Raw genomic sequence first — 16,629 nt, 5'->3', positions numbered from 1 at the left:
CGGTTGATCCCCGTAGGACTATGTCCAGCCAGTTAAGGTTGCATGAATCAATGCAGGGACGCATTTGCTTCTTGTCATCCCCCCTGAATAGTTGTTCAGTCCTTGCGGGGCGATTTGCATCTAGTGCAGTGACGAAGCGTTCGGCCGCGGGCGTGCGGCAAGCGTGTGGGACAGGAAGCGCGCCATGGTTTATCGGCGAACGCATCAAGTGGTTAAGCGCCTTGCGGCTCGGCGCAGCGCCATTCTGGCGGCGGCAAGGGAAGCCGCGGCGGAAGGCGGCATGGCGGCGGTGCAGATCGCACCGGTCGCGGTCCGGGCCAACGTGGCGGCCGGCACCGTCTATCGCTACTTCCCTTCCAAGGCTGAGCTGATCTCCGAACTGATTTCCGAGGTCTCGCGCGACGAGCTCGCGGCGATCCGGCGGGCGGCCGATGCCGCGCCTGGCCCGTCCTCGGCGCTGGCGGCGGCCGTGACCACGGTGGCCGTTCATACGCTGTCGCAGCGCCGGCTGGCCTGGGGCATTTTGGCCGAGCCTGTCGATGTCGATGTCAGTGCGTCCCGTTTGGCCAGCCGCCGCGAGATCGCGGGCGAGATGGCCGGGCGGATCGATGCAGCCGTGCGCGCCGGCCATCTGCCGGCGCAGGACACCGCGTTGGCCGCGACCGCGCTGCTGGGGGCGCTGCACGAAGCGCTGGTCGGCCCGCTTGCGCCGGACAATCTCGAAGATCCCGTCAAGATGCGCGATGCGGTGCAGACCGTGACGCTGCTTGCGCTGCGCGCCGTCGGCGTCATGGACGCCCGCGCCCGCGGCCTGGTGGTGCAGCAGACTCTGCTGCCGACGGCCAAGGCGCTGGTCGGGGCTTAGAAACCCCGCTCCCATGGGGGCTCCGAGCCGATCGCGCTCAGGCCGTTGCCCGAGCACGTCTTTTCGTACAACCCGAGCAAAGCAGCCGGACCGGCCGGCTACTGTGCATGGGGTTGTTTTCGATTTTTTTGTCGGCCGGGGCGCGCGGATCAGATATTTGCGTCGCCCTCGGGGCCGACGGAGGCGATGCGCACCATGTTGGTGGTGCCGGGAATGCCGAGCGGCACGCCGGCGACGATGATCACGCGCTGGCCGGCGCGGACGAAACCGTCGCGGAAGGCGATCTGGCCGGCGCGGCTCACCATGTCGTCCTGGTCGCGCGCATCCTCCGCCACGACGCAATGCACGCCCCACACGACGGCGAGCCGACGGCCGGCCTGGATGTTCGGCGTGATCGCCACGACCGGCGGCTTCGGCCGCTCGCGCGCCACGCGCACGGCGGTCGAGCCGGAGCTGGTCCAGCAGATCAGGGCGGGCAGGTCGAGCGTCTCGGCGATCTGCCGCGCGGCGTCGGCGATGGCGTCGCCCGCGGTCGACTCCGGTGCGGGGCGCTGGGCCGTGATCACGGACCGGTAGGTCGGGTCGCGCTCGACCTCCTCGCCGATGCGGTTCATGGTCGAGACCGCCTCGACCGGGAATTTGCCGGCCGCCGATTCCGCCGACAGCATGATGGCGTCGGCGCCCTCGTAGACGGCGGTGGCGACGTCGGAGACTTCGGCACGGGTCGGCACCGGCGACTGGATCATCGATTCCAGCATTTGTGTTGCGATCACCACCGGCTTGCCGGCGCGGCGCGCCATGCGCGTCATCTGCTTCTGCAGGCTCGGCACGCGCTCCAGCGGCAGCTCGACGCCGAGGTCGCCACGCGCCACCATCAGCGCGTCGGAGGCCTCGATGATGTCGGCGAGGCGGTCGATCGCCTGCGGCTTCTCGATCTTGGCCATGACCGCGGCGCGGCCACGGATCATCTTCTTGGCCTCGATCACGTCATCGGCGCGCTGCACGAAGGACAGCGCAATCCAGTCGACGCCGGTGACCAGCGCGGCTTCGAGGTCGGCGCGGTCCTTCGGCGTCATCGCCGAGACCGGCAGGTCCGTATCCGGAAGGCTGACGCCCTTGCGGTCGGACATCTTGCCGCCGACCACGACGCGCGTCACCGCGTGCTCCTTCGTGGTCTCTTCCGCGATCAGCCGCACCTTGCCGTCATCGAGCAGCAGGGCATGGCCGGGCCGAAGTGCAGCAAGAATCTCCGGATGGGGAAGATTGACGCGGCTGGCATCGCCCGGGGTCTTGTCGGAATCGAGCGTGAAGGTCTGGCCGTTCTGGAGCTGCACCGCGCCTTCCGCGAACGCGCCAAGCCGGAGCTTCGGGCCTTGAAGGTCGACCAGGATGCCGATCGGGCGGCCATAGCTGCTCTCGACGTTGCGGATCGTCGCCACCAGCTCCCGCATCTTGTCATGCGGGGTGTGGCTCATGTTGATGCGGAATACGTCGGCGCCGGCCTCGAACAGGCGGCGGATCATCGCGAGGTCCGAAGAAGCAGGTCCGAGAGTCGCGAGAATCTTGATACGGCGAAGACGCCTCATGGCTTATTTCCAGACGGTGGCGAGGGGGCTGGCGGAAGGCCAGGCGCGGCGGGGGGGGTACCACCGGGCGGGCTATTGGGCAAACCCGGAACGCCGCCACCTGGGCCAACAGGGCCGGGCATCCCGGGGACACGTTGCTGGGCGGGCTGCTCGTTGGCATCGGTGAGCTGGACCGTCCAGGCCCGCTGCTCGCCGGTATCGACCTCGAAATAGCCGGTCCGGTCATAGCCGCGCGCCAGGCAGTCCTCGGTGCCGCGGATGGTGAATTCCTTGTCGCGCGAGCACATGAAGGCCTGCCCCGACCATTCGCCGCCGCGGTCATAGTCGATCGCGTAGATGTAATAGTAGCGGGCGACCAGCGTTCCCCGCAGCAGGGTCTCGCAGGAGCGGGACGAGATGTTCCACCAGCCTTCGGTGGTCCAGCCGTCGGCGTCCTTGTAGCCAAGCGCGATGCCGACCCGGCTCGAGGTGTTGTTGCAAAGCCGGAAATCGGCCGAGGCCGGACTGGACCAGAGACACAGCAGAGCAACCACCAGCACCGGGACCAACCGGGCGAGCAGGCGAAGGGGGGAGCGGGGAGATTCGGCGATCATTGTCGCGGAAGCTATATCAGATCATTGACGATTTGGCGTAGGGGTGGGCGGAACCTGCCCCGGGGCACCCAAGGGCTCCGTTTGCGCCGCGATATGGCAAAATCTGTGACAGGACCCCACCTGATCCCGTAAGGGTGACCACCATCAAGGTCAGAGCCAGAGGTCCAGCTATGGCAATCGACGACAAAACCAGAACGGAGCTCGAGGCGGCCGCTTTCCGGCGCCTGCTCGATCATTTGAAGACGCGGACGGACGTCCAGAACATCGATCTGATGAATCTCGCCGGCTTCTGCCGCAACTGCCTGTCCAACTGGCTCAAGGAGGCTGCCGACGCGCAAGGCGTCAGCTTGAGCAAGGACGAGAGCCGGGAAGCCGTGTACGGCATGCCGTACGAGACCTGGAAGGCAAAGCACCAGGGCACGGCCACGCCCGAGCAGCACGAGGCGATGAAGAAGGTCCCTCCCCACAGTCACTGAGGTGACTGTCCGGGGGCCGGCTTGAGTCGCACCACACAACAGCTTTCTTCGCTCAGCTGCAGGAAGGTGTGGGCGCGCTGTGGACGAGCGCGATGCTTGCTTGAACGCAGTCGGCGCCAACCCTAAGGGTCTTGCCAGCACGCGCGGTGAGGATGCCGGCGTCACCTCGTTTTGCCAGTTCCATTGGGAGTACCAAGATGGCCACCTCCGCCGCCGTCCGCGACGATGAGCCCGCGACGAAATTTGCCAAGGACCAGCTCAAATCCATCATCGAGCGCATCGAGCGGCTGGAGGAAGAGAAGAAGGCGATCTCCGACGACATTCGCGACGTCTTCGCCGAAGCCAAGGGCAACGGTTACGACGTCAAGGCGCTGCGCACCATCGTACGCATGCGCAAGCAGGATCCCAACGAACGGGCCGAGGCCGAGACGATTCTCGAGACCTACATGCAGGCGCTGGGGATGATCTGAGGCGATGAGGCCGCAGCGTCACCGGTAAGGAGTACCTCGTCCCGCCGCAGCGCACCCAGCTTGGGCAAAATCCGCTTGTCTGCTAGAGTGCTCGGTGAAGGGACCGAGCAATGGATGTGCCTGGACCTGAGCGCAGGCTCGCAGCGGTCCTCGCGGCTGACATGGTCGGCTTTAGTCGGCTCATGGAGGTCGATGAGGCTGGCACGCTCGCGCGCCTCAAGACCCACCGGATCGAGCTGATCGATCCGGCCATTGCCAAAAATCACGGCCGCATCATCAAGACGACGGGCGACGGCATGCTCGTCGAATTTCATAGCGTCGTCGACGCCGTGCTGTGCGCTGCTGAAATTCAGAACCGGATGGGTCGACGCAACGCCGACGTCCCGCCGCCGCGATGGATACAATTCCGCATCGGCATCAATCTGGGCGACGTGATCGTCGACCAGAACGATATTTTCGGCGACGGCGTCAACGTCGCGGCACGGCTGGAGGCCCTGGCCGAACCTGGAGGTATCTGCATCTCGAGCGCGGTGCGCGACCAACTCGGCGAGCGGCTTGATGGCGTTGCATTCGAGGATATCGGCGAGCAGAACGTCAAGAACATCGTCCGCCCGATCCGGGTCTACCGGATACGACTGGAGGGGAGCCCGGCAAGCGCATCAGACGGCACGAAGGGCCCTGCGAGGACGACCGGCAAGTCGAAGAAGCCGTCCATCGCCGTGCTGCCCTTCGCCAACATGAGCGGCGACCCGGAACAGGAGTTCTTCGCGGATGGCTTGACCGAAGACATCATCACCGAGCTGTCACGCTTCCACGACCTGTTGGTGATCTCCCGCAACTCGACCTTTGTGTACAAGGGCAAGGCGGTCAAGGTGCAGGACGTCGGCCGAGAATTCGGCGTCGATTATGTCATCGAGGGCAGTGTGCGAAAGGCCGGAGATCGCGTCCGCGTCACCGTGCAGCTGATCGATGCGGAAACCGATCGGCACATTTGGGCCGAACGCTACGACGGCGAGCTCAAGGATATCTTCGCCATCCAGGACGAGATGACCCGGGCGATCGCCGCCACGTTGCCCGGCCGCGTCGAGGCGGCCACGCACGATCGGGCGAACCGCAAGCCCACGGACAACATGGCGGCTTATGAATGCGTGCTGGCCGCAAAGGTCTTACACCATCGTTCCAATCGCGAAGACAATGCGCGGGCGCAACTTCTGCTCGACCGGGCGCTCGAGCTCGATGCGAACTATGCTCACGCACACGCGTGGAAGGCGTGCGTTCTGGGCCAGACCTGGGTCTATAGCTGGTGCGCGGATCGCGACACCACGTTCCAGCAGGTGGCGTCTGAGCTGGAGACCGCGCTGGTCCTCGACGACAATGACAGCGACGTCCACCGCATCCTCGCGGCGCTCAATCTGAACCGCGACGACCATGACAAGGCCACCTACCATCAGGAGCGGGCGCTCGCGCTCAACCCGAACTATGATCTTGTGGTGGTGCAGCAGGGCGAACTGTTGACCTGGCTGGGGAGGCCGGAGGAGGGCATCGACTGGATCAGGAAGGCGATGCGGCTCAACCCGTACCACCCGGAACGCTTCTGGAGCCATCTCGGGCGCGCCTATTATTGTGCCGAGAAATACGCCGAAGCCGCCGAGGCCTTCTCACGGATCACGCGGCCCGATCAAACCCACCACGCATTTCTTGCCGCGATCTTCGCCCAGATGGGCAACGCGATTGCGGCCGGCGCTCACGCGGCCGAGGTTCTCAAGCGCGAGCCGGCATTTTCAGTGGCCAATCATCTCTCCACTCAGCATTATAAGCGCGACGTTGACCGTCAGCGCTACGAGGCTGGCCTTCGCGGAGCTGGCCTGCCGGCCTGATCTGGCGGATCGCGGAGACTGATGAGCGATCGAGAGTGAAGCCGTGATTGAGCCGACGTTGCCACGCGAAGTGAGCCGCGTTTTCGACGCTTTCCCGGCGCCGGTCGGCAAGCGGCTGCTCCAGGTGCGCGGACTGATCTTCGCGACTGCTGCAACGCATGACAATGTCGGCCGGCTCACCGAAACCCTGAAATGGGGCGAGCCCGCCTACCTGACCGACGAGACCGGCAGCGGCTCGACCATCCGGCTTGGCCGCCTCAAAGACTCCGAGCACGCCGCAATTCTGTTCAACTGCAAGACAACGCTGGTCGATACGTTTCGCGAGCGCTTTCCCGATGCGTTCGAATACCGGCAGACCAGGGCGTTGCTGCTGCCGGTGTCGGGCAAGCTGCCGAAGCAGGAGCTATCGATCTGCCTGTCGCTGGCGCTGACCTATCATCTGGATCGGCGAGCAAAGAAGGCGCGCTAGGCTGTCAGCCTCATCGCAACGCGGCGGTGCGCATGACGAACGACGTCGTCTCGAGCTTGGCGGTGGCGCTGCCCGAGAAACTGTCGCAGGACAGGCCCTGCATCGGATCATCGGTGAAACCCATTGCGATCACGGCCTGCGGCTTCACGAAAAAGCCGCGCAACGCGACCGTATCGAGCTCGCCCATCAGCGTCACCGACATCGCGCGGCTGGCACTCGGCGACAGCATCACGATCTTCAGCCAGATGCTCTCGCCCTTGGCGGCGGAGAGCCGGGTCGCGGTGGCGATCATGCCGTCGGTGGTCTTGCCGACGACGGTATTGATCTCGGTGGCCGGCGCAGAATTGCGGGCGGCGGACACCGGGCGCACGCCGCGCGGGATCGGCGCAGAGGCGGCGACGACGTTGGCGCGGTCGACCGGGGAGGCGGCCGGCGCGTAAGCCAGCGCCTGAAGGGTTGCGTTGGAGACGCTCGCGGTCGGTTGTGGATCGGTGGCGGCGGCAAGCGCCTGGCGCGCCTTCAGCGCGGCGATCTGTGCCGGCGTCGCTTGCTGCGGCGTGGCAGGCGCATCCCAGAAGCCGCGGGCGTTGATGATATCGGCGGGGGTCTCAAGCTTACCGGCAGCCGGCTTGTCAGCCACGGGCGCGGGCTTCGGCTTGGGCGGCGCAACGAACTGCACGTCGGCCGAGGCGAGCTGGATCGCGGCGGCGACCGACGGCTTGGCGCGGGGCGTCGGGACCGGATCGGCCGGCTTGGCGGCGGCTGCGACCACGGTGGTTGTCGCGGGCTTCTCGGCCACGCCCTCGTCATCCTCGTCGCTGCTGGCGGGAGCCGACTTGCCCTTGAACAAGGCGGCGAAGAAGCTGGGCTTGCCGAGGGCCGCGGTCTCATCGCCGCGCCGCTCGATGTCGGCCTTGGCGAGTTCGTAACCTTTCAGCGGCGTGCCGTCGGTCGGGACGTGGACGGTGCGGCCGTCCGGGAACACGCGGACGAGCTGGTCATGCGTCATGCGCGGCCAGTGCCGGATGCTGCCGGTGTCGAGATGCACGAAGGGCGAGCCGGAGGTCGGGTAGAAGCCGACCCCGCCGCGCTGCAGGCGCAGGCCGGCGAAGCGGATCTGCTCCAGCGGAACGTTCGGGATGTAGAAGTCCATCGCATGGCCCAGCATGTGCTGGCTGAAGCGCGCCACGCCAGAGGAGCGGCGGCGGAGCATGGAGTTGGTGGCGGGGGAGCGATAGGACGAGATGATCTGGATCGGCTGCTTGCCGTCGACGTCGCGATAGACTTCCCAGAGGATATCGAAGAGGTGACGGTCCATGACCGTCTCGTCCTGAGTGCGCCAGTCGCGCAGGAAGTGGTTGAGAGTCTTCAGCGCGGCTTCGTCGTAGCGGCCATCGCGCTTGAAGGTGACGGTGAGGTCTTCGCCGGAATGGGTGTGATGGAAGGAGAGCGTCTTGGTTTCGTTCAGCGCTGCGGCGTTATGAACCGAACCGGCAGCCGCAAGCAGCACCAGCGAGGCGAGGCCGATCCGAGATCCGACCTTCACTCCCGCATGGGACAACGACACCGCAGCAAATTTGCGTGCGAAACCAGCCAGCACGTATGAGCCCACCCAGTCGACGAGCGTTCAAAATGGACTCTCCCGCCAACCCCGTTAGCGCGCGAAAGAGGATGAACGCTTTGTTAAAGCGAGAAGGTTAATTCGAGGTTGACCTTCCCGCCCCCAAACCAAGTCAGACTACAATCCTAAGCGTCTGAGTGTGGCGAAAAAACGCCCGCCGCCCGAACTCGGGTGGCGAATGGTTAACGTTAAACGACCCCGTCCATGGGGCGGGGTCGTTGATTTCGTTCAAGAATTTCGGAAGCTGAGACGGCTCAGCCGGGCCTCAGCGGGTGAATACCCGCTGCTGCTGGGGCCGGCGGCCGATCGGGGCGGGCGGCGGGGTCGGTGCGCCGAACAGGCGCTCGAAGAAGTTCGGGCCGGACGAGCCGAAACCACCGCCATTGTTGGCCACCGCCACGCCGGACGGCAGCGTCGTCGCCGGGCGCGAATAGCTCGGCTGCGAGTGAGCAACGACGTTCTCGAGGTCCTTGCCGCGGCTGTTCTTCAGGATGTTGATCATGGTCGCGTCGCGACCATAGACGTCCTTGCGGAATTGCAGCTTGCCGCCGTCATCCACGAAGGCGGTCTGGTAGGTGATGTTGACCGGGATCGGGGTCGGGAATTTCAGGTCGACCTCACCCGAGCCGTACATGCTGCGCACGCGCTCCGGCGTGTACTTGTCGCCCGGCAGGGCGATATTGAGCAGCACGGAGGCGTACTGATCGGGATATTGAACGCGCATGCAGCCATGGCTGAAGGCGCGATCTTCCCTGGCGAACAGGTTCTTGTCCGGCGTGTCGTGCTGATAGACCAGGAACTTGTTCGGGAAGTTGAAGCGGATGCGGCCGAGTGCGTTGGCTTCACCGGGCGGCTGCGAGATGTGCACCGAGCCGTCGCGGTTCTGCTCGAGTTTCAGGCCCATGCGCTGAAGCACGGTCGGGTCCTGCTGCAGCGCCGGCAGATATTCGCCATAGACGATCGACGGCGGCACGTTCCAGGTCGGGTTGACCGTGATGTACTTCATCGTCTCGGTCAGCAGCGGCGTCGCGTGCTGGCCCGGCTTGCCGGTCACGACGCGGGTGGTCCAGACCTGCTGGCCGCGCTGCATCACCTTCAGCGTGTAGTCGGGAATGTTGAGGATGACGTAGGCGTCGCCCAGCGAGGGCACGCCGAGGTCGCGCGGCAACCAGCGCCAGCGCTCCATGTTCACCAGCACGGTGTCGATCTGCTTGTCGCGCTTCGGGCTGTTCATCGCCTTCACGGTCGGCGCGTCGAGCACGCCGGTCGCCTTGATCTCGGCGCCGTCCTGGAATTTTCGCACGGCATCGGCGACCGTGGCATCGTAACGGTCATCGCTGGCGTTCTCGGTGATGCCGAGCTTGGCGCGGAGCTGCGGCACGCGCGGATCCTGCACGACGACTTCCGCCTGCTTCTTGCCCTTGGCCGGCGTGTACTTCAGCGCCGGGCCGTCGGTGATCTCGATCACCGGGCCGTCGCCCTGGCCGCGCAGCTGCGCGAGCTTTGCCTTCAGCTCCCTGTAGAGCTTCTGTGGCGGGTTGTAGCTGTCGAGCGCGGCCGAGGCGTCGGCCGCCGTCGTGACCTTGGTGAGCACCTCGTTCGGATCGGTCGGATGCTCGGGATAGAGGATGTCGGCGCTGACCTGGGACCAGTGCATGCGGCCGCTCTGCGCCTGGCGCGCATAATCGAACATGCTGGCGGTGAGCTTCAACTCGGCATCGGCGAGCGCATCGGGCGTCGTGGCGGCGGCGAAATCCGGCACCGGATAGTCGGCGGGATTGAGGCCGTCAGAGGCCGCGTCCTTCAACCGCGCGATCACGCCCTTGGCCGCGGCCGTCAGGCTGCCGGCCTGTGTCCAGACCGGCGCGAAGTCACGGGCGCCGTAGAATTTCTCGATCGCCGCGCGCTCGTTCTTGCGGTCGAAATGGCGCGAGGTCTTGGCGCCGATGATATCCTTGATCTTGTCGGCGACCGGCTGGTCGGCGGCGGGGACGTTGCTCGCGGCCTCCTTCACGGGCTCGGCGGCCGGGGTCGCTGCTGCCGCCGCAGGTGCAGCGGGGGTGGCCGCCGGAGCTGCTGCAGTGTCGGCTTTTGCTGGTTCGGTCTTCGCAGGTTCGGGATTCGCAGGTTCGGGATTCGCAGGCTCGGTCTTGGCCGTTTCACTCTTCGGCGCGTCGGCCGCCGGCGTGGTGGCGACGCCGGACGGCTTGGTCTCGACCTTGTCGGGAGCTGGGACAGCCTCGGCCTTCACGGGCTCCTTCGCAGTTTCCTTGGCGGGCTCCTTCGGCGCGTCCTGGACCGTGGCGGTGGTGTCGAGCTTGATGTCGGATGCGGTCGGGGGCGGGACGTTTGCGGGCTCGGGGCGCGGGATCGCGGCTTCGATCGCGAGCTCGGCAGCACTGCTGCGCGCCTGATCCTGTGCCAGCGCAGAGCCGGCCGATACCGTGAGGAGGGTCGCCGCGATCGTCGCCAAAACGCGGTCAAAGCCTGCACGGTGGTTCAAACAGTCACGCATTGTGTCGCACCCCTTGGGTGAACTGTCCCCCGTGGAACAGCTTCGTTATCGCCAAATTGAGTTTCGGCTAAACCGCGCCGGCCTCTCGAAAGTTGCACGCCTGCACGCAACGATTCATACGCAGACGATATACAGGCCCCGTTTTTGCGGCCAGCGCTACCCGGGACAACTCACGACAAACTGACTTCAAGACAGGCCGTTTGCAACGGATTGTGCGGCTTCACCGCGCGCTTTTCCCGGTGTCTGTCACTTCCAAGTCACGGTTCGGTGCGCTGCCGAATTTTGCCGTAATTCAACGGGTTGCGGGCGCAATGCCGGGCCGCGCGAACCTCGTTCGCATGAGGTTCAGTGCGTCTCCTCGCCGCTTTTCCCGCCATGTCCGGGAACCCCGGCTTCATCGAGTTTGCGGTAGAGCGTGGATCTGCCGATTTTGAGGCGACGCGCCACCTCCGACATCTGCCCGCGATAGTGCGAGATCGCAAAGCGGATGATCTCGTTCTCCATGTCTTCGAGAGAACGGACATCGCCGGTGGAGGTCAACATCGAGAGAGACCCTGCCAGGGGCAGCGGAACGATCGGTATTTCATTACCCGACACCAACGATGGCGCTGCGATAGGCTCGATCATCAGCGGCGCGGTTGGAATCTCCGTTGCGGTCTGCGGATGCGACGCGACCAGCGGGAAATCGTCGAGGCCGAGCTGGTCGCCCTCGCTCATCACCACCGCGCGGTAAACAGCGTTTTCGAGCTGGCGGATGTTCCCGGGCCAGTCGAGCTGGGCGAGATGCGCCATGGCCTCACCGCTGACGCCGGAGATCGGGCGGTTCTCCTCGGCGGCAAAGCGCGCCAGAAAATGCCGCAGGAGATGCGGAATGTCCTCGCGCCGGGCCCTGAGCGACGGGATTGTCAGCGGCAGCACGTGCAGGCGGTAGAACAGATCTTCCCGGAAGTGTCCCTGTTTCACCCGCTCCAGAAGCTTGCGATTGGTCGCGGAGATGATGCGGACGTCGACCTTCACGGGCTTGCGGCCTCCGACGGCCTCGACTGCGCCTTCCTGCAGGGCGCGGAGCAATTTGACCTGCGTGGTCAGCGGCAGCTCGCTGACCTCGTCCAGAAACAGCGTGCCGCCATGGGCCTCGACAAACTTGCCGGTATGCCGCTCGGTCGCGCCGGTGAACGCGCCCTTCTCGTGGCCAAACAGGATGGACTCGACGAGGTTGTCGGGGATCGCGCCGCAATTGACTGCAACGAAGGGCTTTGCCTTGCGCTCGCCGCTGCCGTGGATGGCGCGCGCGAACATTTCCTTGCCGACGCCGGACTCGCCTTCGATCAGCACCGGGATCGAGGAGTTCGCCGCCTTCTGGGCCGCGCGCATCACGCCCGCCATCGCTTCGGCGCGCGTGATGATGTCGGAGAAGGTCAGCCTGCCCTCGCGGCTGTGACGGATGCGTTGCAATTCGCCCTTGAGTGCGGAGGCGTTGAGCGCGTTGCGCAACGAGACCTGGAGCCGCTCCACGCCGACCGGCTTGACCACGAAATCGGCAGCGCCGGCGCGCATCGCCGAGATCACGTTGTCGATGCCGCCATGGGCGGTCTGCACGATGACGGGTACGCTGAGGCCGGCTTCGCGGATTTTCGCCAGCACGCCCATGCCGTCGAGGCCGGGCATCACGAGATCGAGGATCACGGCGTCGATCGCCGGCGCATCGGGGGCAGTGAGGGCCGCGATTGCGGCGTCGCCGGACTCGACGACGACCGTCTCATAGCCGCATTTCTGCACCATGTTCTCGACCAGACGGCGGGCTACGGCGTCGTCGTCGGCGATCAAAATACTGGCAGCCATGGTGCTCCCCGCACGCTACTACTATCTGTCTCGAATCGGGTCACTCTGGCCGAAGCCGATTAACGCACTCTTAAACCTTGATGCCCCCGCCCGCCGCAGCGTTCGTTGAACACAGGTTTCCCACACAATGACTTCGCGCTCCAAGACCGCCCTTAAAGAGACCGCTCTTAAAAAGTCTGCTCTCCGCAAGCCAGCTGCCAAGCAATCCGCCGTCAAGAAATCCGCCGCCAAGGCAAAACCCTCCAAACCTGCGAGCAAGACCGGCAAGCTTCCGGAGTGGAACCTCGCCGATCTCTATTCCGGGATCGATGCGCCGGAAGTGGCGCGCGATCTCGAAACGATGGATGCCGATTGCGTCGCGTTCGAGACCGACTACAAGGACAAGCTCGCAACAGGCACAGCAAACGAAGATGGCGGAAAATGGCTCGCGGAAGCCGTGCGACGCTATGAGGCGATCGACGATGTCGCCGGCCGTCTCGGCTCCTATGCCGGCCTCGTCCACGCCGGTGACAGCGTGGACCCTACGATTTCAAAGTTTTACGGCGACGTCTCCGAGCGGCTGACGGCAGCATCGACGCATCTTCTGTTCTTCGCGCTCGAGCTCAATCGAATCGATGACGATATTTTGAACCGCGGAATGCAGGCCGCCGAGCTCGCGCACTACCGTCCGTGGATCGAGGACCTGCGCAAGGAGAAGCCGTATCAGCTCGACGACAGGCTCGAGCAGCTCTTCCTTGAGAAGGCGCAAACCGGTTATTCCGCGTTCAACCGGTTGTTCGACCAGACCATCTCCGGCCTGCGCTTCAAGGTCGGCGCTAAAGAGCTCGCCATCGAGCCGACGCTGAACTTCCTGCAGGACCGCGACGGCGCCAAGCGCAAGGCCGCGGCGGAAGCTCTGGCGAAAACCTTCAAGGCCAACGAGCGCACCTTTGCGCTGATCACCAACACGCTCGCCAAGGACAAGGATATCTCTGACAATTGGCGCGGGTTCAAGGACGTCGCGGATTCCCGGCATCTCAGCAATCGCGTCGAGCGCGAGGTGGTGGATGCGCTGGTCGCCTCGGTCCGCGCGGCCTACCCAAAGCTGTCGCATCGCTACTACGCGCTGAAGGCGAAGTGGTTCGGCAAGAAGCGGCTGGCCTATTGGGACCGCAACGCACCGCTGCCGTTCGCCGCGACCGACACGATCGGCTGGCCCGATGCGCGCAACATGGTGCTGTCAGCCTATCGCGGCTTCTCGCCGAAAATGGCCGATATCGCCGAGCGCTTCTTCACCGACCGCTGGATCGACGCGCCGGTGCGTCCGGGCAAGGCGCCGGGCGCCTTCTCGCATCCGACCACGCCGTCGGCGCATCCTTACGTCCTGATGAACTACCAGGGCAAGCCGCGCGACGTGATGACGCTTGCACATGAGCTCGGCCACGGCGTGCATCAGGTGCTGGCGGCGAAGAACGGCGCGCTGATGGCGCCGACGCCGCTGACGCTCGCCGAGACCGCCAGCGTGTTCGGCGAGATGCTCACGTTCAGGCGGCTGCTGGCGCAGACCAAGAGCGCAAAGCAGCGCCAGGCGCTGCTCGCCGGCAAGGTCGAGGACATGATCAATACCGTGGTGCGGCAAATCGCGTTCTATTCGTTCGAGCGCGCGGTCCACACCGAGCGCAAGAACGGCGAGCTCACCGCGACGCGGCTCGGCGAGCTCTGGCTGTCGGTGCAGGGCGAGAGCCTGGGGCCGGCGATCGAGATCAAGGCGGGCTACGAGAACTACTGGATGTACATCCCGCACTTCATCCACTCGCCGTTCTATGTCTACGCTTATGCCTTCGGCGATTGCCTCGTGAACTCGCTCTACGCCGTCTACGAGAATGCGGCCGAGGGCTTTGCCGAGCGCTATCTCGACATGCTCGCCGCCGGCGGCACCAAGCATTATTCCGAGCTGCTGCGCCCGTTCGGGCTCGACGCCAAGGACCCGAAATTCTGGGACGGCGGACTCTCGGTCATCGCAGGAATGATCGACGAGCTGGAGGCGATGGGCTGAGCGGGGCCGGGCTCGGCGCGAGCGGAAGTCACGTAAAACATCTGTTGAACCTCCGCCCGGGCGATGTTATACATATGTATAACCTATCGGGATGGCAGGAAGGCCATGAAGATCGAGATCAAGAAGATCGGTAATTCGGATGGTCTGTTGCTGCCGCGCGAGTTGATGCAGCGGCTCGATCTCAAGCGCGGGCAGCAACTCCACGTCGTGGAATTGCCTGGTGGTGGTTTTCAGCTTCTGCCGCACGATCCCGATTTCGAGCGGACGATGGAAATCGCCGACGAGATCATGGACAAATATCGCGACACTCTCGCTGCGCTGGCGAAGTAAGAGCTTGATCAAATGAGCGAGCCCGAAGAGCCGCTCTGGATCACCTACGAGCAGGCTGTCGCAATTCATGGCCGACAACTCCGCCGTTTCGGCGGTGCGCCGGGGTTGCGCGACGAAGGCATGTTGCGCTCAGCGTTGGAGCGGCCCATCAACAGATGGCGCTATGAGCAGGCGCAGCTCGACGAACTTGCTGCTGCTTATGCATTCGGGCTCGCGAAAAACCACGCATTCGTTGATGGAAACAAGCGCATCGCCTTCATGGCGATGATGGTCTTTCTGCACCGGAATGCTGTGGCTTTCAGTCCCGATCCAGCCGAGGCAACGACCATCATCCTCTCCCTCGCCGCCGGTGAAGTCAGCGAGCAGAGCCTCGTCCGCTGGATCCGCGATAATCTGGATTCCAAATGAGCCTATTTGCTGGAAAACCGCGCTTCGGTGCCGTTGCCCTGCTCGAAGGTTTAAGGTATCCCAACCGAAGAATTCGACTTTCGACTGGGGACATCATCAATGGCTGATCATAGCGAAGTGGCGTACACCACCGCCGACGGCAACGACTACGTTGCCCACGAGCAGACCTACGAGGGCTTCATCAAGCTCGTGAAATACGGCACGGCCTCGGTCGCGCTCATCGTCATCCTGATGGCGATCTTCCTCACCTAACTCGTCTTCGGCGGCTGCCCACGTCTGCGGCGGCAGCTGCCCACTAAATTTGCAAACAAGCCGGTTCCAAAGCCGGTATGCAACGTTGCGGGAGTAACGCTAAGTTTGCGCGCGCGCTTTTTCCCGCGTCGCCGGAGGGCCTATGAAGATCGCCGTTGCCAAGGAAATCGATCCGTCGGAGCCGCGTGTTGCCGCTTCGCCCGATACGGTGAAGAAGTTCAAGGCGCTGGGCGCCGAGATCGCCGTCGAGCCGGGCGCCGGCCTCAAATCGGGCCTGCCGGATTCCGAGTTCACCGCCGTGGGCGCCACGGTCAGCGCCGATGCGCTGAAAGACGCCGACATCATCATCAAGGTGAAGCGCCCCGAGGCGTCCGAGCTCTCGCAATACAAGCGCGGCGCGCTCGTCATCGCCATCATGGACCCCTATGGCAACGAGGCCGCGCTGAAGACGATCGCCGATGCCGGCGTCTCCGCCTTCGCGATGGAATTGATGCCGCGCATCACCCGCGCGCAGGTGATGGACGTGCTGTCGTCGCAGGCCAATCTCGCCGGCTACCGCGCCGTGATCGAGGGCGCCGAGGCCTTCGGCCGTGCCTTCCCGATGATGATGACCGCCGCCGGCACCGTGCCGGCCGCCAAGGTGTTCGTGATGGGCGTCGGCGTCGCCGGCCTCCAGGCGATCGCGACCGCGCGCCGTCTCGGCGCCATCGTCACCGCGACCGACGTGCGGCCCGCGACCAAGGAGCAGGTCGAATCGCTCGGCGCAAAATTCCTCGCCGTCGAGGACGAGGAATTCAAGAACGCGCAGACCGCCGGTGGCTACGCCAAGGAGATGTCCAAGGAGTACCAGGCCAAGCAGGCCGCGCTCACCGCCGAGCACATCAAGAAGCAGGACATCGTCATCACCACCGCTCTGATCCCGGGCCGACCCGCGCCGAAGCTCGTCTCGGGCGAGATGGTCAAGTCGATGAAGCCGGGTTCGGTGCTGGTCGATCTCGCCGTCGAGCGCGGCGGCAATGTCGAGGGCGCCAGGCCGGGCGAGGTCGTCGACCTCGATGGCATCAAGATCGTCGGCTACACCAACGTCGCCGGCCGCGTCGCGGCCTCGGCCTCGAGCCTCTACGCACGCAATCTGTTCTCCTTCATCGAAACTATGGTCGACAAGAAAGAGAAGAAGCTTGCCGTCAACTGGGACGATGAACTCGTCAAGGCTACCGCGCTGACCAAGGACGGCGCCGTGATTCACCCGAACTTTCAGCCCAAGTCGGCTTAATTGGGCCCAAGGAGAGC

15 protein-coding genes are annotated in these 16,629 nt (G+C 64.7%); 10 read left to right on the top strand and 5 right to left on the bottom strand.

Going from position 1 to position 16,629, the window contains the following annotated elements:
• The first annotated feature begins 184 nt into the window (after nt 1–184).
• Nucleotides 185–865, top strand: coding sequence for a helix-turn-helix domain-containing protein (locus K3F49_RS08750; protein ID WP_234680465.1), 681 nt, complete (start codon nt 185–187; stop codon nt 863–865).
• A gap of 149 nt (nt 866–1,014) precedes the next feature.
• Here the strand turns inward: K3F49_RS08750 and pyk are convergent, their stop codons facing one another.
• Together pyk and K3F49_RS08740 are read right to left on the bottom strand one after the other, a co-directional pair.
• Complete coding sequence (gene pyk, locus K3F49_RS08745) at nt 1,015–2,451, bottom strand: pyruvate kinase (RefSeq protein WP_234680464.1); 1,437 nt, start codon at nt 2,449–2,451, stop codon at nt 1,015–1,017.
• Nucleotides 2,448–3,044 carry a DUF1036 domain-containing protein gene (locus tag K3F49_RS08740; RefSeq protein WP_234680463.1) on the bottom strand — a complete coding sequence of 199 codons (597 nt, stop codon included), beginning with the start codon at nt 3,042–3,044 and terminating at the stop codon, nt 2,448–2,450. Before K3F49_RS08740 ends, pyk begins: the two co-directional genes overlap by 4 nt.
• Nucleotides 3,045–3,214: 170 nt before the next feature.
• Between K3F49_RS08740 and K3F49_RS08735 the strand changes: the two genes are divergently transcribed.
• The 4 genes from K3F49_RS08735 to K3F49_RS08720 all read left to right on the top strand — a co-directional run bounded on the left by K3F49_RS08735 (nt 3,215) and on the right by K3F49_RS08720 (nt 6,336).
• Nucleotides 3,215–3,520 carry a DUF1244 domain-containing protein gene (locus K3F49_RS08735; protein ID WP_234680462.1) on the top strand — a complete coding sequence of 102 codons (306 nt, stop codon included), beginning with the start codon at nt 3,215–3,217 and terminating at the stop codon, nt 3,518–3,520.
• 197 nt (nt 3,521–3,717) lie between these two features.
• Nucleotides 3,718–3,990: a DUF2312 domain-containing protein gene (locus K3F49_RS08730; RefSeq protein ID WP_007596286.1), complete on the top strand. Its 273-nt coding sequence runs from the start codon at nt 3,718–3,720 to the stop codon at nt 3,988–3,990.
• Nucleotides 3,991–4,100: 110 nt separating this feature from the next.
• A complete protein-coding gene (locus K3F49_RS08725; RefSeq protein WP_234680461.1) occupies nt 4,101–5,867 on the top strand; it encodes an adenylate/guanylate cyclase domain-containing protein in 1,767 nt (588 codons plus the stop codon).
• A gap of 43 nt (nt 5,868–5,910) precedes the next feature.
• Nucleotides 5,911–6,336 (top strand): DUF1801 domain-containing protein, encoded by a 426-nt coding sequence (locus K3F49_RS08720; protein ID WP_234680460.1) that lies wholly within the window; start codon nt 5,911–5,913, stop codon nt 6,334–6,336.
• Between the two features lie 10 nt (nt 6,337–6,346).
• On the opposite strand, the gene K3F49_RS08715 is transcribed toward K3F49_RS08720, so the two are convergent.
• The 3 genes from K3F49_RS08715 to K3F49_RS08705 all read right to left on the bottom strand — a co-directional run bounded on the left by K3F49_RS08715 (nt 6,347) and on the right by K3F49_RS08705 (nt 12,314).
• Entirely contained in the window at nt 6,347–7,948 is a 1,602-nt protein-coding gene (locus K3F49_RS08715) for a DUF882 domain-containing protein (protein WP_234680459.1), read from the bottom strand.
• A 274-nt stretch (nt 7,949–8,222) separates the two neighbouring features.
• Nucleotides 8,223–10,472: a L,D-transpeptidase scaffold domain-containing protein gene (locus tag K3F49_RS08710; RefSeq protein ID WP_234680458.1), complete on the bottom strand. Its 2,250-nt coding sequence runs from the start codon at nt 10,470–10,472 to the stop codon at nt 8,223–8,225.
• A gap of 345 nt (nt 10,473–10,817) precedes the next feature.
• Nucleotides 10,818–12,314 carry a sigma-54-dependent transcriptional regulator gene (locus tag K3F49_RS08705; protein WP_234680457.1) on the bottom strand — a complete coding sequence of 499 codons (1,497 nt, stop codon included), beginning with the start codon at nt 12,312–12,314 and terminating at the stop codon, nt 10,818–10,820.
• Nucleotides 12,315–12,441: 127 nt separating this feature from the next.
• Here K3F49_RS08705 and K3F49_RS08700 point away from each other — a divergent pair, with 127 nt between their 5' ends.
• From K3F49_RS08700 to K3F49_RS08680, 5 genes are all read left to right on the top strand, one after another.
• Nucleotides 12,442–14,349: a M3 family oligoendopeptidase gene (locus K3F49_RS08700; protein WP_234680456.1), complete on the top strand. Its 1,908-nt coding sequence runs from the start codon at nt 12,442–12,444 to the stop codon at nt 14,347–14,349.
• 105 nt (nt 14,350–14,454) lie between these two features.
• Entirely contained in the window at nt 14,455–14,679 is a 225-nt protein-coding gene (locus K3F49_RS08695; protein ID WP_234680455.1) for an AbrB/MazE/SpoVT family DNA-binding domain-containing protein, read from the top strand.
• A gap of 12 nt (nt 14,680–14,691) precedes the next feature.
• A complete protein-coding gene (locus K3F49_RS08690; protein WP_234680454.1) occupies nt 14,692–15,087 on the top strand; it encodes a type II toxin-antitoxin system death-on-curing family toxin in 396 nt (131 codons plus the stop codon).
• A 99-nt stretch (nt 15,088–15,186) separates the two neighbouring features.
• Nucleotides 15,187–15,339, top strand: a complete 153-nt coding sequence (locus K3F49_RS08685) for an aa3-type cytochrome c oxidase subunit IV (protein WP_008136857.1) — start codon at nt 15,187–15,189, stop codon at nt 15,337–15,339.
• Between the two features lie 142 nt (nt 15,340–15,481).
• The gene (locus K3F49_RS08680; protein ID WP_234680453.1) at nt 15,482–16,612 is read left to right on the top strand and encodes a Re/Si-specific NAD(P)(+) transhydrogenase subunit alpha; all 1,131 of its coding nucleotides are present in this window, start codon (nt 15,482–15,484) and stop codon (nt 16,610–16,612) included.
• Nucleotides 16,613–16,629 lie beyond the last annotated feature (17 nt).

The organism is Bradyrhizobium monzae, assembly GCF_021458635.1.
Taxonomy (GTDB): Bacteria; Pseudomonadota; Alphaproteobacteria; order Rhizobiales; family Xanthobacteraceae; genus Bradyrhizobium.
The sequence above is the reverse complement of the archived record's forward strand: the minus strand, read 5'-3'. Positions and strand labels throughout refer to the sequence as shown.